At 49.7% G+C, this 16,592-nt stretch carries 27 protein-coding genes and 1 pseudogene; 16 read left to right on the forward strand and 12 right to left on the reverse strand.

The genetic code is table 11. From position 1 onward, the window contains the following. Positions 1-7: 7 nt before the first annotated feature. The 4 genes from rseA to J4728_RS22900 all read left to right on the forward strand — a co-directional run bounded on the left by rseA (position 8) and on the right by J4728_RS22900 (position 3,816). Positions 8-658, forward strand: coding sequence for an anti-sigma-E factor RseA (gene rseA / locus J4728_RS22885; protein ID WP_001168374.1), 651 nt, complete (start codon positions 8-10; stop codon positions 656-658). Then, positions 658-1,614 (forward strand): sigma-E factor regulatory protein RseB, encoded by a 957-nt coding sequence (gene rseB, locus J4728_RS22890; RefSeq protein ID WP_000812019.1) that lies wholly within the window; start codon positions 658-660, stop codon positions 1,612-1,614. Before rseA ends, rseB begins: the two co-directional genes overlap by 1 nt. Continuing rightward, a complete protein-coding gene (gene rseC / locus J4728_RS22895; RefSeq protein WP_000589087.1) occupies positions 1,611-2,090 on the forward strand; it encodes a SoxR-reducing system protein RseC in 480 nt (159 codons plus the stop codon). The genes rseB and rseC overlap by 4 nt, the downstream gene beginning before the upstream one ends. A 496-nt stretch (positions 2,091-2,586) precedes the next feature. After that, positions 2,587-3,816: a tyrosine-type recombinase/integrase gene (locus tag J4728_RS22900; RefSeq protein WP_021000658.1), complete on the forward strand. Its 1,230-nt coding sequence runs from the start codon at positions 2,587-2,589 to the stop codon at positions 3,814-3,816. On the opposite strand, the gene xis is transcribed toward J4728_RS22900, so the two are convergent. From xis to J4728_RS22945, 10 genes and pseudogenes are all read right to left on the reverse strand, one after another. Beyond that, positions 3,794-4,078, reverse strand: coding sequence for an excisionase Xis (xis, locus tag J4728_RS22905; protein WP_001670787.1), 285 nt, complete (start codon positions 4,076-4,078; stop codon positions 3,794-3,796). The two genes, J4728_RS22900 and xis, sit on opposite strands and share 23 nt — an antisense overlap. 40 nt (positions 4,079-4,118) lie before the next feature. Further along, the gene (locus J4728_RS22910) at positions 4,119-4,358 is read right to left on the reverse strand and encodes a DUF4060 family protein (protein ID WP_001754984.1); all 240 of its coding nucleotides are present in this window, start codon (positions 4,356-4,358) and stop codon (positions 4,119-4,121) included. A gap of 5 nt (positions 4,359-4,363) precedes the next feature. Beyond that, complete coding sequence (locus J4728_RS22915; protein WP_010989138.1) at positions 4,364-5,245, reverse strand: DNA adenine methylase; 882 nt, start codon at positions 5,243-5,245, stop codon at positions 4,364-4,366. Next, complete coding sequence (locus tag J4728_RS22920; protein WP_208212476.1) at positions 5,242-6,306, reverse strand: DGQHR domain-containing protein; 1,065 nt, start codon at positions 6,304-6,306, stop codon at positions 5,242-5,244. Before J4728_RS22920 ends, J4728_RS22915 begins: the two co-directional genes overlap by 4 nt. Positions 6,307-6,383: 77 nt before the next feature. Continuing rightward, the gene (locus tag J4728_RS22925; protein WP_000187053.1) at positions 6,384-7,064 is read right to left on the reverse strand and encodes a lambda exonuclease family protein; all 681 of its coding nucleotides are present in this window, start codon (positions 7,062-7,064) and stop codon (positions 6,384-6,386) included. After that, positions 7,061-7,846, reverse strand: coding sequence for a phage recombination protein Bet (bet, locus tag J4728_RS22930; RefSeq protein ID WP_001764962.1), 786 nt, complete (start codon positions 7,844-7,846; stop codon positions 7,061-7,063). The genes J4728_RS22925 and bet overlap by 4 nt, the downstream gene beginning before the upstream one ends. Before the next feature lie 5 nt (positions 7,847-7,851). Next, complete coding sequence (locus tag J4728_RS22935; RefSeq protein WP_208212478.1) at positions 7,852-8,148, reverse strand: host-nuclease inhibitor Gam family protein; 297 nt, start codon at positions 8,146-8,148, stop codon at positions 7,852-7,854. Positions 8,149-8,238: 90 nt separating this feature from the next. Continuing rightward, positions 8,239-8,439, reverse strand: coding sequence for a cell division protein FtsZ (locus J4728_RS22940; RefSeq protein WP_000186242.1), 201 nt, complete (start codon positions 8,437-8,439; stop codon positions 8,239-8,241). Between the two features lie 12 nt (positions 8,440-8,451). Further along, positions 8,452-8,586 (reverse strand): annotated as a pseudogene (locus J4728_RS24055) (hypothetical protein); the annotation flags it as partial. A 43-nt stretch (positions 8,587-8,629) separates the two neighbouring features. Beyond that, positions 8,630-9,040 carry a helix-turn-helix domain-containing protein gene (locus J4728_RS22945; protein WP_001038966.1) on the reverse strand — a complete coding sequence of 137 codons (411 nt, stop codon included), beginning with the start codon at positions 9,038-9,040 and terminating at the stop codon, positions 8,630-8,632. A gap of 119 nt (positions 9,041-9,159) precedes the next feature. Between J4728_RS22945 and J4728_RS22950 the strand changes: the two genes are divergently transcribed. The 6 genes from J4728_RS22950 (at position 9,160) to J4728_RS22975 (ending at position 11,474) form a co-directional block, all read left to right on the forward strand. Beyond that, on the forward strand, positions 9,160-9,399 hold the full coding sequence (locus J4728_RS22950) for a helix-turn-helix domain-containing protein (RefSeq protein WP_000370145.1): 240 nt from the start codon (positions 9,160-9,162) through the stop codon (positions 9,397-9,399). Beyond that, a complete protein-coding gene (locus J4728_RS22955; RefSeq protein ID WP_001538023.1) occupies positions 9,365-9,739 on the forward strand; it encodes a CII family transcriptional regulator in 375 nt (124 codons plus the stop codon). The genes J4728_RS22950 and J4728_RS22955 overlap by 35 nt, the downstream gene beginning before the upstream one ends. Beyond that, entirely contained in the window at positions 9,720-10,331 is a 612-nt protein-coding gene (locus J4728_RS22960) for a recombination protein NinG (RefSeq protein WP_208212480.1), read from the forward strand. The genes J4728_RS22955 and J4728_RS22960 overlap by 20 nt, the downstream gene beginning before the upstream one ends. Next, entirely contained in the window at positions 10,328-10,468 is a 141-nt protein-coding gene (locus J4728_RS22965) for a YlcG family protein (RefSeq protein ID WP_000801757.1), read from the forward strand. Before J4728_RS22960 ends, J4728_RS22965 begins: the two co-directional genes overlap by 4 nt. After that, on the forward strand, positions 10,465-11,154 hold the full coding sequence (locus J4728_RS22970; RefSeq protein WP_208212482.1) for a bacteriophage antitermination protein Q: 690 nt from the start codon (positions 10,465-10,467) through the stop codon (positions 11,152-11,154). The genes J4728_RS22965 and J4728_RS22970 overlap by 4 nt, the downstream gene beginning before the upstream one ends. Positions 11,155-11,348: 194 nt before the next feature. After that, positions 11,349-11,474: a hypothetical protein gene (locus tag J4728_RS22975; protein WP_001534733.1), complete on the forward strand. Its 126-nt coding sequence runs from the start codon at positions 11,349-11,351 to the stop codon at positions 11,472-11,474. 135 nt (positions 11,475-11,609) lie between these two features. On the opposite strand, the gene J4728_RS22980 is transcribed toward J4728_RS22975, so the two are convergent. Then, positions 11,610-12,059: a lipoprotein gene (locus J4728_RS22980; RefSeq protein WP_000798706.1), complete on the reverse strand. Its 450-nt coding sequence runs from the start codon at positions 12,057-12,059 to the stop codon at positions 11,610-11,612. Positions 12,060-12,419: 360 nt separating this feature from the next. Then, the gene (gene gtgA, locus J4728_RS22985; protein WP_001141973.1) at positions 12,420-13,106 is read right to left on the reverse strand and encodes a type III secretion system effector protease GtgA; all 687 of its coding nucleotides are present in this window, start codon (positions 13,104-13,106) and stop codon (positions 12,420-12,422) included. A gap of 275 nt (positions 13,107-13,381) precedes the next feature. Here gtgA and J4728_RS22990 point away from each other — a divergent pair, with 275 nt between their 5' ends. The 6 genes from J4728_RS22990 (at position 13,382) to J4728_RS23015 (ending at position 16,377) form a co-directional block, all read left to right on the forward strand. Next, the gene (locus J4728_RS22990; RefSeq protein WP_001574216.1) at positions 13,382-13,711 is read left to right on the forward strand and encodes a phage holin, lambda family; all 330 of its coding nucleotides are present in this window, start codon (positions 13,382-13,384) and stop codon (positions 13,709-13,711) included. Continuing rightward, positions 13,695-14,147 (forward strand): lysozyme, encoded by a 453-nt coding sequence (locus J4728_RS22995; RefSeq protein WP_208212484.1) that lies wholly within the window; start codon positions 13,695-13,697, stop codon positions 14,145-14,147. Before J4728_RS22990 ends, J4728_RS22995 begins: the two co-directional genes overlap by 17 nt. 17 nt (positions 14,148-14,164) lie before the next feature. Beyond that, positions 14,165-14,623 (forward strand): lysis protein, encoded by a 459-nt coding sequence (locus tag J4728_RS23000; RefSeq protein WP_024135675.1) that lies wholly within the window; start codon positions 14,165-14,167, stop codon positions 14,621-14,623. A 164-nt stretch (positions 14,624-14,787) separates the two neighbouring features. Further along, a complete protein-coding gene (locus tag J4728_RS23005; protein ID WP_243771311.1) occupies positions 14,788-14,976 on the forward strand; it encodes a DUF826 domain-containing protein in 189 nt (62 codons plus the stop codon). Between the two features lie 425 nt (positions 14,977-15,401). Next, positions 15,402-15,782: a hypothetical protein gene (locus J4728_RS23010; protein ID WP_208212486.1), complete on the forward strand. Its 381-nt coding sequence runs from the start codon at positions 15,402-15,404 to the stop codon at positions 15,780-15,782. A gap of 16 nt (positions 15,783-15,798) precedes the next feature. Next, positions 15,799-16,377 carry a hypothetical protein gene (locus tag J4728_RS23015; RefSeq protein WP_208212488.1) on the forward strand — a complete coding sequence of 193 codons (579 nt, stop codon included), beginning with the start codon at positions 15,799-15,801 and terminating at the stop codon, positions 16,375-16,377. Positions 16,378-16,592: the final 215 nt, after the last annotated feature.

The following is a 16,592-nucleotide window of genomic DNA, read 5'->3' on the forward strand; positions in this document are numbered from 1 at the left end:
ATTAGGCATGCAGAAAGAAAAACTTTCCGCTTTGATGGATGGCGAAACGTTGGATAGTGAGCTGCTCAAAGCGCTTACGCACGACCCGGAAATGCAGAAAACCTGGGAGAGTTATCACCTGATCCGCGATTCAATGCGGGGGGATACGCCTGACGTTCTCCATTTCGATATATCCGCTCGCGTGATGGCCGCTATTGAAAACGAGCCAGTACGTCAGGTGTCGCCATTAATCCCTGAGGCCCAACCCGCTCCGCAGCAATGGCAGAAAATGCCGTTCTGGAAAAAAGTGCGTCCGTGGGCGGCGCAGCTTACCCAAATGGGCGTGGCGGCGTGCGTTTCACTTGCAGTTATCGTCGGTGTCCAGCACTATAATGGGCAATCTGAAACATCCCAACAACCTGAAACGCCGGTTTTCAATACCCTGCCTATGATGGGGAAAGCCAGCCCGGTAAGTCTGGGAGTGCCTTCTGAAGCAGCGCCTGTCGGCAGTCAGCAACAGCAGGTACAGGAGCAGCGTCGTCGCATTAATGCCATGTTGCAGGACTATGAACTGCAGCGCCGACTGCACTCCGAACAGCTTCAGTTTGAGCAGGCGCAAACCCAGCAAGCCGCGGTACAGGTGCCAGGAATCCAAACTTTAGGAACGCAATCGCAGTAATGAAGCAACTTTGGTTTGCCATGTCCCTTGTGGCGGCTAGCCTGTTCTTCTCAGCAAACGCCTCGGCCGACCCTGCGTCCGGGGCGTTATTGCAGCAGATGAACATCGCCAGTCAGTCACTGAATTACGAGCTGTCATTCGTCAGCATCACGAAACAAGGCGTTGAATCTCTGCGTTATCGACACGCACGCCTGGATAGTCGCCCGCTTGCGCAATTGCTACAGTTGGACGGTCCCCGCCGGGAGGTCGTACAGCGTGGTAATGAAATCAGTTATTTTGAACCGGGCCTTGAGCCGTTCACCCTGAACGGTGATTATATTGTCGATTCTCTGCCTTCCCTGATTTACACCGACTTCAAGCGCCTGGCGCCTTACTACGACTTTATTTCTGTCGGACGCACCCGTATCGCAGACAGATTGTGCGAAGTTATCCGCGTTGTGGCGCGCGATGGTACGCGTTACAGCTATATCGTCTGGATGGACATGGACACCAAACTGCCGATGCGCGTTGATCTGCTGGATCGCGATGGCGAGACGCTGGAGCAGTTCCGCGTTATTGCGTTCACGGTGAGTCAGGATATCGGCAGCAACATGCAGGCGCTGGCGAAGGCGAATCTGCCGCCGCTGCTTTCTGTTCCCGGTGGCGAAAAAACGAAATTTAACTGGAGTCCATCCTGGGTGCCGCAAGGCTTTAGCGAAGTTTCCAGCAGCCGTCGTCCGTTGCCGACGATGGATAACCTGCCTATCGAATCGCGGCTTTATTCTGACGGTCTGTTTAGCTTTTCCGTCAATGTGAACCGGGCGACGCAAAACAGCAGCGATCAGATGCTGCGCACCGGGCGCCGAACGGTTTATAGCAGCGTTCGCGACAACGCGGAAATCACCATTGTCGGCGAGCTTCCACCGCAAACGGCGAAGCGCATTGCCGACAGTATCAAATTCAGGGCAGTACAATGATTAAAGAGTGGGCAACCGTTGTCTCCTGGCAGAATGGTCAGGCGGTGGTGAGCTGCGACGTTAAAGCGTCATGCAGCAGCTGCGCCTCCCGTGCGGGATGCGGCAGTCGCGTGCTGAATAAATTAGGGCCGCAAACCACGCATACCATTGTTGTGCCAAGCGCGGAGCCGCTGGCGCCGGGGCAGAAAGTCGAGTTGGGCATCGCCGAAAAAAGCCTTTTAGGTTCGGCGTTGCTGGTCTATATGTCGCCTTTAGCGGGGCTATTTCTTTGTGCGGCGCTTTTTCAGATGCTGTTTGGATCTGACCTTGCCGCATTAAGCGGGGCCGTGCTGGGCGGCGTGGGCGGTTTTCTGGTTGCCCGCGGCTATTCCCGAAAACTGGCGGAGCGCGACGCCTGGCAGCCGGTGATTTTAAACGTTGCCCTCCCGCCGGACCTTGTTCGCGTCGAAACTACCTCAATAGAAACGCGCCAGTAAACGTTTTGCCCAACGGTACACCTGCCGCGTTGGGGTGTTGTCCCGATAAGCATGCGCTTTTCCTGCGTTGCGGTGTTTTACAGGGAAAAGCGAGGCGTTTTCCAGTTCCCGCTCTCCTTACACTATGAACATTTCCTCGCCTTAGCGTTGTAGTGTAGAATGCGGCGTTTCAGTTAAAACAGACGTTAAGCTCAGAACAGCGACCTCTAAAGTCTGGTCAACCAGGCGTAAGGCATAATAATTTATCTCTATGAAGAACATACGTAACTTTTCGATCATTGCTCACATCGATAATTGATACCCCGCCACCCTCCGCAAACCTACGACAAAATCCTCTCAAGATCCCCGCAAAATAAGCGCTCATAAAAATGATACTGGTTGCATGTACAGTCAACCTACGACATCATGAGTCATGGTTTTTGTGTCCATCAGTGCGTCCATATCCTATGATGGACACAGAATCTTCCGTTCTGATGGACACATGCAGGGATAAATCATGGCTATTTCAGATAGTTATCTAAAGTCGTGCCTCGGGCGCGAACGCGATAAAGTTGAAGAGAAGGCAGACCGGGACGGTCTGTGGGTGCGCATTTCCAAAAAGGGCGCCGTCACTTTTTTCTACCGATTCCGTTTCCTGGGTAAGCAGGACAAGATGACGATTGGCAGTTACCCGGAATTCGGGTTGAAGGCCGCGCGCGATGAGGTAACTAAGTGGGCCGCCATTCTTGCCCGTGGAGAAAATCCGCGGATCAGGCAAAGCCTCGATAAAGCTAAAATCAACAGCCAGTACACATTCGAGGAACTTTTCAGAGAATGGCATGCGATGGTATGCGTTCAGAAAGAAACATCCGATCAAATACTGCGTTCGTTTGAGCTGCATGTATTCCCTAAGCTGGGTAAGTATCCGGCGCATCAGTTGACGCTGCACAACTGGCTTACAGTTCTGGACCGACTGGCGCAGGGATACACTGAGATCACCCGGCGAGTAATTAGTAACGGTCGGCAGTGCTACTCATGGGCAGTGAAGCGCCAGTTGCTTGAGGTTAACCCACTTTCTGAAATGTCCGGTCGTGATTTTGGTATTCAGAAGAAAATGGGGGAGAGAACACTGGATCGCAAAGAAATTGCGATTGTCTGGCGAGCTATTGAGGATTCCCGCCTTATTGAGCGAAACAAGATCCTTTATAAATTGTCTCTGATATGGGCGTGCAGGGTCGGTGAACTCCGTCAGGCTGAAGTTTCGCATTTCGATTTTGAGGAGGGCGTCTGGACCGTGCCGTGGGAAAATCATAAAACGGGACGGAAAAGTAAGAAGCCGATAATCCGCCCGATCATCCCTGAAATGCTCCCGCTGATACAACGAGCCATTGAGCTGGCGCCGGGCCGTTTTGTTTTCTCAAAATATGCAGACAAGCCGATGAGCGAAGGCTTTCATATGAGCATCAGCAGCAACCTTGTTAAGTTCATGCTGAAGGCTTATAACGAGCAGGTTCCGCACTTTACGATCCATGATCTACGCAGAACTGCGCGAACGAATTTCTCCGAGCTGACTGAACCACATATTGCTGAGATGATGCTCGGGCATAAACTGCCTGGAGTGTGGTCGGTGTACGACAAATACACCTATATCGAAGAAATGAGAGAGGCTTATAGTAAATGGTGGGCCCGACTGATGAGCATCATCGAGCCCGATGTTCTGGAGTTCACGCCACGTCAGACCGGATGAGTCGACCTTTGTTGTCACGAGGCAGATTCAGATGCGACATTGGACGGCGTGTTGGTCGTGACATTTCCCTGACCTGCCACTCATTGACTTTGGTTTTAAGCCATTTGTTGGAGCCACCCATATATGAACAGTCAGGCTCCGGGAATGGGTTGTTGTCGCTTGGTCGCTTACGGTAACGCTCCAGCGTCCTGGATGAAATCCTTAGCTGGCAGCAAATTTCGCGGGTGCTCATCAATTCAAAGTCTCTAATTTTTTTGCTCATCGTTTTCTCCAGTGGCCCCGCAGCGGGCCATCGCTAATATTCAGTTTGCCTGTGCTGGCAGATTTCTAAGTTTCCGGACGCCGATCATTGCGGTGGCTACGTAGCTGGTGGCCCGGTTAACTACTTCGACAGGAACCTTTACGCCATCCACTACAACGGTGTAATTGGTAACGTGCTTTTGTCTGCCGTAATCGCCGAACTTCTCATGATGCGCAGCCAGTGCAATATCACATGCGCGACGACCGACTGGTGATTGCTTACTTCTGTTAATAAGTTTCATCATCACTAAATCCCCAGTGAGGCGACGATATCGTTCGCTGTTTCTCGGGTACTGCCTTTACTCGATATTGATCTGCGGGCATTGACCCGGTGCAGAGTGAAGCCGTGCCTCTCGTAAAGTTCAATAACGCGTGGTGCGGTAGAATTACTGATAAACACCTTTGCGCCACGCTGATGGGCTGCCACACAGCTTTCAGCAAGCGCTACCTGGCTATCCCATGAGAACCCACCGGAGGCGTAGTTAGTGAAGCCAGCGGTGCCGGGCATTGGCTCGTATGGCGGATCGCAGTAAACGACATCACCATCACCCGCCAGCCTGAGAGTACGTTCGAAACCCGCAGTCATAAATACGCACGCGTGAGACTTCTGCCTGAATGCCCTGATCTCTTCTTCCGGGAAATATGGGGCTTTATACTTTCCCCATCCAACATTGAAAAAACCGTCAAGGTTGTAACGCATCAGACCGTTAAAGCAGTGCCTGTTGAGGTAAAGGAATGCGGCCGCTCGTTCTGTCGCATTCAGTTTCTGGGCGTTGAATGCTTCACGAATTACTGTGTAGTTTTCGGCATCATTCAGATGTCTGAAAGCTTTCATAGCCTCTGCGATTACCGAATCAGGCACTACGGCCAGCATCTGGTACAGGTTAATCAGGTCAGCGTTGACGTCAGCCAGAAGGAAGCGTTCGTGCTTGTCTGAGTTAAGAAACACCGATCCGCCGCCCACAAATGGCTCTATCAGTCGTTTACCTGCCGGGATAAGACGATCCAGTTCCGGCAGCAGCGAATATTTACCGCCTGCCCATTTCAGGAACGGGCGGCGCCAGGTGCGCAGCGCCGGTTCCTCTATGGGCATCGCCGCAGTTCCACTGCAAACAGAGCCGTATCTCATGCTGCGACCTCAAAGCTCTTTGTCGTAATAGCTTGGATTAGTCTCACCGAAGCAGCTTTTTGTGAAGCAACGCTGGCAATAACTGTCGCTCTATCTTTTTCAGTGCTGGCGCAGACACCGGACCAGGATGAAATGAGGAAGAAATTCTCCAGCTCACTCATAGTGGAATTATTTACTAACTCCTCAATCATCTGAACAATGATGTGTGCAGGGCGATGCCGTAGTAGTTCCTGCATTGCGTAGCCAAACGCATTGATCATCACCGCGTGGAACTGGATGTAATCCCGCTTATATTCAACAGGCGTACAACCATGCCTAATTCCCTTGATGGCTGTTAGCTTGAGCCATGCCTCCCAAATGTCATAGATGTCACTAGTAGCAAGCTCATCCCCATTACCAGAGAATTTTGCAGTTGCATCACTCAGGGGGTTGAAGCTAATCCAGAGATCGCTTTTCGCCGGAACCACGTTGTGTTCAAAGTCTGTTATTTCTGAGAACATGGCATGGGATGACAAAAACGAAACCATATCCTGAGCAATTTTATCCCTACCGTTATAGGCCATATTGATGGCCGCTGATGGCTTCGATACGTTGTTGTTGATGTCGGAAAAGAACTGCTGGCGCGTTTTGAGCGGCAGTTGGTGTGTCAGCATCATTGGGATGTGAATAGGCTCTCCGTAAGTGCGGCAGAACTCTGCAATGCCTGCGGCGCGATGCTGACCGTCAAACAGTTTAATTTCCGCATCCATTGGGAATCGCGCGACACCCACATTCGTATTGCCAAACTCTTCGAACTCAATGAATGAGTCGCAGTTTCCAACCAGCGGCGGGATGATGAACGGCTCTTTTTTCTCGTAAGCTGTTCGCAGGTATTCATAAAACTTCTTCGCACGCGCTGGATTGAGTTCTCGCTGAGAACGCTCAAGCGTATTGCCGTGGTTATCTGATGCCAGAACGCGAGTTAGCGCGCGCGCTGGGACTGTCATCATCAACACAACCGTATTTCCCTGTAAGCCTCTTGATGCCGGGAATTCAAAGAAATAGTCACCAATTTTGCTCATACTTCCGTCCTCTAACATTTAATTCTTCAACATGGGATGGCGCATCGCGCCAACCCTGATTTCGTCCTGTGCGTGCGTCATCGCCACTGCTCCCCGAACGTGAAGCCAATCTCCTTTAGCGCTTCGTCCATCTTTTCGATAAATTCCGGTACCATTTCATTGAAGAGGGACATGTATTTGTCGTCGCGCTCAACAACCACGTGGTGAATGCCTTCTCGCTTCATGCGCGGGTCATAATTCGCGAAATACCAGGCATCTATCCCGGTTACCCACATGCTGAATTGCACCTGGGCCATATAGGCGGATTTGATAGCCTCGAAGCCGCCAAGCCTGAATTTCATAAAGTCGCGAGAGGTGAAAGGGCATTTCAACTCAAGACCGCGGCCATCACTGCACAGGCCGTCAGGAGAACAGGCGGTACGCATGTCCTCGTCACGGAAAAGGATCGGCGACCCGGTGACTTTCACGTCAGTGGTGAACTCAAACAGGGTGCGGGCATCATCTTCATACTGTTTCCCCCAGGCCAGCGCCCTGGCGTTAACTTCCGGTGCCACGCCGGTGCAAACTTCGGCAAGAAGGGTGAGAAAGTAGGACATCTTCATATCAGTCCACTTCTTGCCCGACTTTGGCCTGGAAATGACGTTGTGAACTTCGGAAGCAGTGATGACACCGAGGCGTAGACGGTGCCACGCGTCATCACCTTGCTCGATGTTGCTAACGTCAATACCTGTACGAGCCAGGATAATTTCTGGTGTCATGCTTCCACCTTCTGTTCTGCTGCTTTCTGCTTCAGGAATCCGAGGGCTTTCACTGCTTCGATTTGCGTAAGATCTGACGATGCACCAATATCGCGACGGAAGATTTGGGAGCAGAGCGGCAGCAGATCGTCATCCCATGTTTTATTCAGGGTGATCAGCAGATCATTAATTTCCCGCATGGTTTCATCGCTAACCGGAGTGATGTCGCGTTCCGGCTGGCGATCTGTGGTATACGTGGTATTTTCGACAATGCGTTCGGCCTCATCCTTGTCGTAGATACCTGCGAAACCGAAGGCAAGACGGGCGCACTGGATCATTGCTTTGTGTCGCAACATCCGTTTGGGATGTGACTGCCACGGTCCAGTAATCTCACGACCATCACGGGTTTTGAATGGTTCCCGGCGACATTCATCCATCCATTCGGTAACGCAGATCGGATGGTTACGGTCCTTACGGTAAATCCTGCATGTACATGATTCGTTATCCTGCTCAAAATCCATACCGTCAAACTGCTGGTTTTCGTTGATGATACGGGACCAGCCATCAACGCCCACCACAGGGACGATCCCGTTCTGCTTATCAGGAAAGGCGTAAATTTCTTTCGTCCACGGATTAAGACCGTACTGGTTGGCGACTATCAGTAGCGCAATAAACTGCGCATCACTGGCATCACCTTTAAAAGCTGTCTGGCGCAATGTGGTGATCAGTTCCTGTGGATCTACAGAATCCATTCCTACACGTTCAGCCAGTTTTCCTGCCAGTGTTGCGAGTGCTGTGCTCATTTGTCTTATTCCTCTGATTCAATATCAATTTGATGCCGGGAAAACGTCTCGGCCATGTACCGCATAAACTCCGACGCGCGCTCCTGGAACTCGACATCGTCATCAAATGCCCGGCTTATCGCCTGTTTGCTGGCACCGCAGCGTTGAAGTTCGTCAATGCACAGCGACTCCAGCATGTGAAGCGACAGTCCTTTCTCCAGGTCGTCAGCCAGCTCGGACTCTTTCTCTTCTCTGGCGATTTGCTGGTAATGCCGGGTCCAGTTCTGAGCCTCGATCCGGTCGTAAGTGAGATATGCGTTCATGGCTGAACTCCTGAATTTGGTTTGCAGAATCCCCGACACCATGTGGGCTGCCAGAATCTGTGCAGTATTTCGTTTTGCTGGTTTTTCCTGCTAATGGGTTGCAGGTTTGCCGTGTTGGTTGAGGTAAACCTCGATCTCGTCGTTGGTTGTCCGCAGGCGTTCGAAAAGGGTAAACAGGTACAACCCTTTTCCTACGTTTGCAGATGCGCGGTATGTGCGCCCCTGGTACTTAACCAGCATTCCCGGTACAACGCTGGTTCTTGGTAATGTTGTTGTGCCGTAATTAGTCATCTCATCCTCGTGCCTTATCGCCGGCCAGCGGAACGTTTTACACCTGACAACGATGCGCTTGTTGTCGATGAAACTAACAATAAAACCAAAGGTTCGATTTGTAAAGCAAAAATTGCAACTAAAAGTTCTATTTTGGGGCGTAAAAATAGCACCTAAAGAGGTGCTACCTGTATGGATGAGTTCTTTGGTTCTATTTTTTGAGGTCGTTAATTAGATCAAAAACGTTGTTCTTCAGCAGATCCATCTCTTGGAGGACTGCTTTTGTATGGAGGATAACACGCAGTTTCTCTGCTTCCGGGAGTTGATTGAAAAGAGAAAGCAATGTTTCTTCTTTTTCATCAAGGACTCTGGGTTTAGGTTCAGCCCTTTCGCCTTCACTTTCATCCCCTGGCTCCATGAAGAACCAATATTCAGGCCTTCCGGTCACCGCCGATAACCTTTTCAAGCGCTCTCCGCTGGCTACAGACGTGCCAGAGGCCCACTTTCTCACAGATGTGTGAGAAAGCATTACGCGCCGTGAGAGGTCAGCCATAGACCAGCCGTTCTCATCCAGAACTTGCTGGATACGCTTGGCGAAAATGGGGTGAAGATTTTTGTTCATATTCACATTTTACAACCTTCAGTTTCTTTATTCATTGGAACTATTAGATTGATTTTTGTTGGAACCTAAAGTTTTACGTGATAATCTCCAGCTACCAACTCGTAGAACAGGAGAGCCAAATGGACAACCAATTAAAAATCAAAATCAGTAACCACATGACTCAAATGAGCATCGGCGAACATTTTGGTATCTCGTCTCAAGCTGTAGGCAAGTGGCTGAGAAAAGGAGTAATTCCTCCCCGTCGCATCCTGCCGTTATGTGAAATTCTTGAATGGAAAGTCACTCCTCACGAGATTGACCCAGCAGCATACCCAAACCCAACCGATGGCTTACCAAGCCAAGAGGCATCAGCCAAATAACCATAGAGGATATTTACCCATGGAGAACGCAATTGCACGAAAGTTAGACCCACCAGAAATCAACCCGGTTGAGATAGAGAGTGTCCTACTCAACCGGCTTGCATCAGTAGGGCAGAAATCATACGCCGAGCATATGGGCATCAGCGAGTCGACAGTCAGCAGGCGTAAAGCTGAGGGATATTTCTGCAACATGGCGAAAGAGCTGGCTTTTCTTGGGATTCAGGCCGCGCCACCTGAGGCGGTACTGGTATCCAGAAACTATCTCACAGCTGTAGAGATTCTCGCTGATGCCGGGCTAAAGGCTGAACGAGCCAGGCCGGATGCGCTGGGGTGGGACTGAAAATGGCAGCAACCAAAAAGGCGAAAGCCGCGGTGAGGGGGTACGCGAGGGGCAGATCGTTTGCTCGTACCAGTGCGCCAGCGCCGTCGGCAAAGAACAGACCAGAAAAGCTCGCGAAGCCGCGCAACGTAAGGCGCAATCCCTTCAGCGCGCCGCTGAGAAAAAAGAACGCGCCGCCTGGCGCCAGCGGAAAGCCGCGGTTAAGCTGCTGAAGCACTGGATTGACTTGACGCAGCGCGCCGTAAATGACATTTGCCGCGAAACCGAACTGGCAGAAGGACTCGGTTGCATCTCCTGTGGAACGAAGACGGCGTTCGCATGGCATGCAGGCCATTACAGGACTACGGCCGCCGCGGGGCATCTGCGCTTCACTCGCTTCAACATCCATCTTCAGTGTGATGTCTGCAACGTCTACAAATCAGGGAACATCGAAGCATATCGTACCGCGCTGGTTGAGCGTTACGGTGAGGCGGCGGTGCTGGCACTCGAGAACAATAACACCCCGCACCGCTGGACGGTCGAGGAGCTGAAGGAAATCAGGCTCGCGGCACTGGCGGATCTGCGTGCGCTAAAAAAGCTGGAGGCGGCATGAAACCAGAACTGATCGAGATACTCCGCATGCGCTGGCAGCGCCTCCGCATTTACCGCCGTCCGGGGTCGGTGTTGGTTGACTACCGCATCCTGCGCAATTTTGTTCGTATTTATCAGTTCACAGGATTTACTCAATGAACACTCAATACCTCCAGTATGTACGTGAGCAGCTAATGGTAGCGACAGCCGATTTAAGCGGGGAGACTAAAGGGCAGCTTTTGGCCTGGCTGGAGAACGCGCAATTCGACACGAAAAACTATCCCCGAAAAAAACAGCGTATCTGGGACGAGGAAACAGAAAGCTGGATAACGTTAAATAACCCGCTAATCCCCGGCAAGCAGTCGCTGGCGAAAGGAAGCGCTATCCCGCTGGTGAAGCCTGTGGAATATTCCACTGCCTCATGGCGCCGGGCGGTTCTTTCACTCGATGAACACTACAAGGCGTGGTTGTTGTGGAATTACAGTGAGAATACCTGCTGGGAACACCAGGTCGAAATAACACGTTGGGCGTGGTGCGAGTTCAGACAGCAGCTTGCAGGGAGGAAGATGGCTGGCAAGACAGTGGAACGGCTGAAGAAACTTATCTGGCTGGCGGCGCAGGATGTCAGAGAGGGGCTGGCCGGACGATACGTCTACCAGCAACAGGAGCTTGCCAGCCTGTGCGGGGTTAAGCCTGACAACTGGAGCCACAACTATGCGGACTACTGGCGCGCGATGAGTAACATCTTTAAGAGGCTTGATACCGAATCTCTGCTTTGTCTGGTGAAAACAAGATCACAACGAAAAGCGACCTTTTCGCAGCAGGGTATTGCAAAAGTCAATTAAATAGCATACATTTTGAGTAAATCTGATATCGTCGCCATAGCTTCAATCGTCGACCAAACAAATTCAAGCCCCGCCATCGTGCGGGGCTTTTCTGTTTGTGCCGTCCGGAATAATCCCTCTGAGTTTTGTCGTTAATCCACCGGGCGGCCTTCCTACTTCACACTGCACCATCCGAGCTATCGGAGGTGAGGCTTATGAAAATGCACAACGATCCCCATTCAATGGACTCACAATCTATTTTTGCTGGCTCACAATTACTGCCAATGGAAAAAACTTCTCATTTGGCTCTGAGCGTCGGATTTCGCTCTCACTTAGCGTGAGTCCACGTCCGATTTCAGTTGCAGTTATTGTGAGCCAAAATTTGCGCTGATTGCGAGTCTGACTTTTTTCGATTGTGAGTCGTTACAGATAGCCGCCGGGCCAGACACCACAACGGTACCAGGTGGCGTTATGTGCTAGAAACCGAAATTCTTGAACATCTCATTACTACTCATATCGTTGGCTGGCGCACGGTTCATCGACTCCATCTGCTTGATCAACCCTATGCTAGCACCAACAGGCCCCCCGACGCTGAAACCGACGCTGCTGGAGCGGGTTTTGCTGGTGCTACTGCTGTGGGTTTGACTACGGGTGTTACAGTTGCTTTGGTGTGTCCGTGTGAGACCATTTTCGCTGAGCTGGCTATCTTCACTTTGGGTGCAGTTTCCCTGTGACTGGCTGTGACTGTCTCCTGTGGTGTGGTTGCGGCTATCCGTGTGCCACTCGCTATAGCCTCCCGCCGGCGCAATGATTCCGACCGATGTACCGTGGGTGGCATAGGGAGGCATGACCATGCCACTACAGCCACCGAGCAGTAACGCGGTGCCGACGATAAAAATGAACTTACCCAGAGCGGTGTTTTTCATTAGTTCCTACCTATTTCTTCTCGTTGGTTATTTCTATGCCCTGCCTTGGCAGGGCTCGCTATTATTCATTCTTCAACTGTGAGATCAAGTTATTTTAATTAAATCGGTATTATTCTTAATTGTGTTCTTTATGAATAAATATCCTCCGGCTATGCCGGAGGATATTTATTATTTCCCCTCATAACTGAGAGGCCCCACACAACCAGAGGGGGATGAATGTCCGAATCGATTTCTGGTACTGGGTTAGCAGGTGGCATCCTGACAGGAGCCAGTGTCTATGGACTGCTGACCTGTATTAGCTCAGACCTGAACTGGTTACTGTGTTGTAGCATCGTGGGATTTTGCATTTTTTGATGAGTGTCAATTACTAAATTCGTAGGCGATTCTTGGTGGTGATGTGTGACCCATCTCTTTTAAAATGATATTGGTATACTCGACTACCGGGCCTCTTGGATTACTGTCTTCTTTGTCCTGAAGGTGAGTCAACGCGTGTACTACTTCATGAATAAATGAGCGTGTTGTATCAAATTGTTGTGGGCCATCATTACTTTCATAGTACTCTGGTATTGAATCATCGTCTGTATCATCTAGGTTGAGGGCAATCACTTTTCTGCCTTCTGAACTCTCCAGGTCCTCATCAGTTACGGTAGTTCCAAAGTTTTCTCCGGCTCCCAGCAACCAGCGTTGTTCTACATCATGCAATTCCTGATCGTAGGCATAATTCATCAGTCTGCGGAATGTCCCGCTTTGAGTGTATGCATCTTCAAGTATGCGTGATAGCACCTCACGGCATTCATCATAGGTATCATCATCAATTTCGATATCAGGATCCATTCCTCCTGGTCCAGAGATAAGGTATTCAGCAAGACACATTGGTTCCAGCCTGGCTTTATCATCGGTAGCAAGACCATCATGTTGGAGGCGTAATTGCGAAGGATTATCTTGGTGTTCTGGAAGGTCTGGAAATACCTTGCTGTCATGAGGATGGGATAATCCATATGTTGACATCATATTATTGATAAATATTGGTTTAATTCCCGTTGGCATGATGAGTTACACCTCCTTTTTACTACATGGAATTAACATTCTATAAATAGCATGTTTTTGTCAAACAGAATTCACTCAGCACGCAATCAATTAAGCTAAAAGCTAAATTTGCAGTATTTGTGCCTCACCTCCATTAAAATTGTACTCTGCGTGATTTTACTTTCAGATTCTGCAACCACAGGCAATCCTGTTTTACAGGATATTAAACCCTGCAACCCAACCATTTCACTCACTCTAGTTACCATCCGAAATCATCGGAGGTGAGGCTTATGAAAATGAATGACAAGACTCCTGAATTCTGGGCTGCGGTTTTGACCGGACTCAAAAATGCGTGGCCCCAGATACTTGGGGCGTTAATGGCCGGACTCATTGCCTACGGCCGACTGATATACGACGGCGCCACCCGTAAAAATAAATGGCTTGAGGGCGTCCTTTGTGGCGCTCTTTCCTTATGTGTCACCAGTGCGCTTGATGTGGTAGGCCTGCCGGTTTCCATTTCGCCTTTCGTTGGCGGAATTATTGGCTTTGTCGGTGTGGACAAGCTGCGCGAAATCGCAATTAGCGCACTCAAAAAACGTGCAGGGGTTAATGATGAGAATCAGTGAAAAAGGCATTACCCTAATCAAAGAGTTTGAAGGTTGTAGCCTGACAGCTTATCCGGACCCGGGAACGGGGGGAGATCCCTGGACGATTGGTTATGGCTGGACCCACTCTGTTGACGGTAAGCCAGTTAAGCCCGGAATGATGATTGACGAGGCTACTGCCGGGCGCTTGCTTAAAACTGGTTTAGTCGGTTATGAAAATGATGTGTCCAGACTGGTTAAGGTCAAGTTGACGCAAGGCCAGTTTGATGCGCTGGTGTCGTTCGCGTACAACCTCGGCGCCCGGACATTATCCTCATCAACTCTGCTGCGGAAGCTAAACGCTGGTGATTACGCTGGCACCGCTGATGAGTTCCTGCGCTGGAATAAGGCTGGTGGCAAAGTACTGAACGGGCTTACCCGTCGGCGTGAGGCGGAGCGTGCTCTGTTCCTGTCATGATGTTCAACTGGAAAACGATGTTTGTTGGCCTGTTGCTCGTCTCGCTAATTGTTGCCGGTCGGCTGGCAAATCACTACCGCAATAACGCTATCACTTACAAGTACCAGCGTGATACTGCTACTCACAACCTGAAGCTGGCGAACGAGACAATTACCGATATGACGAAGCGCCAGCGTGACGTTGCCGCCCTCGATGCAAAATACACAAAGGAACTAGCTGATGCACAAAACAGGAATACTGATTTGCAGCGCCGCCTTGCTGCTGGTAGCCGGGTGCGTGTCGAAGGACGCTGTACAGTGCCAACCACAACCACAACCACAACCAAAACCGCCAGTACCCGCCGCGTGGGCAATGCTGCCACCGTCGAACTCTCTCCAGTTGCTGGACAAAACGTTCTCGATATCCGCGCCGGAATCATCAGCGATCAGGAAAAACTGAAGTATTTGCAGGAGTACATCCGGACGCAGTGCAAATAAAAAATTCCCGCAGGACGGTTACGGTTCCGGCTTGCGGGGTGTCATAAAGAGCACAAAATGTCCTATAAGGGGATATACGGACGTATGTCACATACCATGGTACTCAAGAAAAAGATCTCATGTATCAACGCAGCGTAACCAGACGTTAAAAACTGGCACACCTCATGAAAATAACCCAGTGGCTGAAAAGCCTCGTCCATACGGAGCAAAGAGAAGTGCCGGATATGAAAGATATCGTCATCGACGACATGGTGAAAAACGTCCTCAAATCAGACGTTGTTACCATCGCAGTTAAAACGCAGATTAAATCCACTCTGGATCAGCAGATGACACCGCTGTCGATACCGCGTTGACTGATATCCTCGGTAGTGGTACTGATAATACGGTTACGCAGTAGGTGAGATCAGGCATTACAGCAGCCCTTCAGTGAGGGGCTGCGATAACGGTTATCCCCCATACGAAGTGTGCTATGCACTCACACAACAATGCATGCTGGAAAAATGCGATGAAGTGTCTCAAAATTCGTTACCTAAGTTAGTCGGGCTGAACTTTTTAGCAACTGTCAATCTAACTTGAGGCATTAAATGATAGTTGCTTATGAAGATCTTGGCTACAACATGTAGGATAATGAGCGAAAAAATGCTCTTCTTTTGCAAAAAAGCTTGATTTTCAAGCGTGAAGTATGGCTAATGAAAGTTAGTAGATGGCAAGAGAGTGTTTAAATTTGCCATTCATAGTTGTAAAATTGGGCCAAAATCATAACCGCGGCTGAATGATAATGGGTAACCCGAAGGGCAAGGGCGGAAAATCAGGTAAAGGGCAAAATACGGTAAGTTTTGCTCAGGCATGGCGAGATGTAATGATAAAAGCCATGACAACTGGTCAGCTAGTGCCTATAACTATAAGTATTGTACTGATGATTGCAGCTTGGCGCATGCCATCAGAAGAGTTAGGTAAACTAGCGCATCGGATCCTTGATGGCCTTGTAGATCATTCTTTAATTGGATATGGACTTTGTGTCGTTCTGATTTTAGCTTGGTCCTGGCATGCTAGCGTGATGCGTAGGTGTTTTAGTGTGGAAGCTCGTCGTATTGGTACCGAAAAGACTAAATACCAGCAGGCGAGAACACAAATGCCACTGGGGGCAAGCGATAACTAATCCCTAAGGAGAAACTATGCTGACAGTGCTATTTTATGTGCTGTTATGTATGGCAGCAGCACATTTTATATACGAAAGGATAGTACTTCCATCTGTGCGTTTGCATTACCGCAATAAGCTTTTTGAACTACGAGATATTGTTAGAAGCCAAATAATTTCGAACAACGGTAAGGAAGATGTATATGCTGCTGAGCTTGTTCATGAAGCTTTAAACAATGCCATCAACCGTTTACACTTAATGACTTTGCCTAATAGAGTAAGGGCACAAAGGCGCTTAAGTGCGAATCCTGAGATACAAGCCAAGATCAGACGCGAGGTTGAGTTGTTTAAAAAGTATGGCGATGGAAGCTTAGCAGCAACAATAAAGGAATCGGCTAAAATATTGGATAACGTGCTGTTTTTCAATAGCTTAATGCTGATTTTGTACACTCTTCCTCTCATGTTGTCTATTTGGATTGTGGCTAAGGTTTTACAGACAGCTAATCAGCTTCTAACGTTGCTTACTGAAAGGCAAAGCTTAGAGCAAGCTGTAATGCTTCTTCCAGATAGACAAGTAGCAAAGCTTGTTGCTGAAGACAACTATACATACGCATGACATCAAAACCGCCCACGGGCGGTTTTTTAATTCCGTTCTAAGTCTGCGTTACCAATGATGATCATTACTGCGGGTGCTATAATGACCTTTGAGTTGCCACGGATAATCTAGACACTTTCGAGTCGTCGGTAATATCGGTTTTCATATTCTGTCGGTGGCATCTTATCGCTCGAACCATGCCGACGCTTACTGTTATAAAACATTTCGATGTAATC

It is taken from the genome of Salmonella sp. 32070601201500089SM, from assembly GCF_017573605.1.
Taxonomy (GTDB): Bacteria; Pseudomonadota; Gammaproteobacteria; order Enterobacterales; family Enterobacteriaceae; genus Salmonella; species Salmonella enterica.

Excerpts from the sequence above, each read along its gene's own strand:
- J4728_RS22940 (WP_000186242.1), bottom strand. The coding sequence starts at position 8,439 with ATGACTAATTACGGCACAACAACATTACCAAGAACCAGCGTTGTACCG.
- J4728_RS23015 (WP_208212488.1), top strand. The coding sequence starts at position 15,799 with ATGCTGACAGTGCTATTTTATGTGCTGTTATGTATGGCAGCAGCACAT.
- J4728_RS22970 (WP_208212482.1), top strand. The coding sequence starts at position 10,465 with ATGAACACTCAATACCTCCAGTATGTACGTGAGCAGCTAATGGTAGCG.
- xis (WP_001670787.1), bottom strand. The coding sequence starts at position 4,078 with ATGAGCAAAAAAATTAGAGACTTTGAATTGATGAGCACCCGCGAAATT.
- J4728_RS22960 (WP_208212480.1), top strand. The coding sequence starts at position 9,720 with ATGCGCTGGGGTGGGACTGAAAATGGCAGCAACCAAAAAGGCGAAAGC.
- J4728_RS22980 (WP_000798706.1), bottom strand. The coding sequence starts at position 12,059 with ATGAAAAACACCGCTCTGGGTAAGTTCATTTTTATCGTCGGCACCGCG.
- J4728_RS23010 (WP_208212486.1), top strand. The coding sequence starts at position 15,402 with ATGGGTAACCCGAAGGGCAAGGGCGGAAAATCAGGTAAAGGGCAAAAT.
- J4728_RS23000 (WP_024135675.1), top strand. The coding sequence starts at position 14,165 with ATGTTTGTTGGCCTGTTGCTCGTCTCGCTAATTGTTGCCGGTCGGCTG.
- gtgA (WP_001141973.1), bottom strand. The coding sequence starts at position 13,106 with ATGCCAACGGGAATTAAACCAATATTTATCAATAATATGATGTCAACA.
- J4728_RS22965 (WP_000801757.1), top strand. The coding sequence starts at position 10,328 with ATGAAACCAGAACTGATCGAGATACTCCGCATGCGCTGGCAGCGCCTC.
- rseA (WP_001168374.1), top strand. The coding sequence starts at position 8 with ATGCAGAAAGAAAAACTTTCCGCTTTGATGGATGGCGAAACGTTGGAT.
- bet (WP_001764962.1), bottom strand. The coding sequence starts at position 7,846 with ATGAGCACAGCACTCGCAACACTGGCAGGAAAACTGGCTGAACGTGTA.
- rseB (WP_000812019.1), top strand. The coding sequence starts at position 658 with ATGAAGCAACTTTGGTTTGCCATGTCCCTTGTGGCGGCTAGCCTGTTC.
- J4728_RS22950 (WP_000370145.1), top strand. The coding sequence starts at position 9,160 with ATGGACAACCAATTAAAAATCAAAATCAGTAACCACATGACTCAAATG.
- J4728_RS22955 (WP_001538023.1), top strand. The coding sequence starts at position 9,365 with ATGGCTTACCAAGCCAAGAGGCATCAGCCAAATAACCATAGAGGATAT.
- J4728_RS22995 (WP_208212484.1), top strand. The coding sequence starts at position 13,695 with ATGATGAGAATCAGTGAAAAAGGCATTACCCTAATCAAAGAGTTTGAA.
- J4728_RS22990 (WP_001574216.1), top strand. The coding sequence starts at position 13,382 with ATGAATGACAAGACTCCTGAATTCTGGGCTGCGGTTTTGACCGGACTC.
- rseC (WP_000589087.1), top strand. The coding sequence starts at position 1,611 with ATGATTAAAGAGTGGGCAACCGTTGTCTCCTGGCAGAATGGTCAGGCG.
- J4728_RS22935 (WP_208212478.1), bottom strand. The coding sequence starts at position 8,148 with ATGAACGCATATCTCACTTACGACCGGATCGAGGCTCAGAACTGGACC.
- J4728_RS22900 (WP_021000658.1), top strand. The coding sequence starts at position 2,587 with ATGGCTATTTCAGATAGTTATCTAAAGTCGTGCCTCGGGCGCGAACGC.
- J4728_RS22925 (WP_000187053.1), bottom strand. The coding sequence starts at position 7,064 with ATGACACCAGAAATTATCCTGGCTCGTACAGGTATTGACGTTAGCAAC.
- J4728_RS22910 (WP_001754984.1), bottom strand. The coding sequence starts at position 4,358 with ATGAAACTTATTAACAGAAGTAAGCAATCACCAGTCGGTCGTCGCGCA.
- J4728_RS23005 (WP_243771311.1), top strand. The coding sequence starts at position 14,788 with ATGAAAATAACCCAGTGGCTGAAAAGCCTCGTCCATACGGAGCAAAGA.
- J4728_RS22920 (WP_208212476.1), bottom strand. The coding sequence starts at position 6,306 with ATGAGCAAAATTGGTGACTATTTCTTTGAATTCCCGGCATCAAGAGGC.
- J4728_RS22975 (WP_001534733.1), top strand. The coding sequence starts at position 11,349 with ATGAAAATGCACAACGATCCCCATTCAATGGACTCACAATCTATTTTT.
- J4728_RS22915 (WP_010989138.1), bottom strand. The coding sequence starts at position 5,245 with ATGAGATACGGCTCTGTTTGCAGTGGAACTGCGGCGATGCCCATAGAG.
- J4728_RS22945 (WP_001038966.1), bottom strand. The coding sequence starts at position 9,040 with ATGAACAAAAATCTTCACCCCATTTTCGCCAAGCGTATCCAGCAAGTT.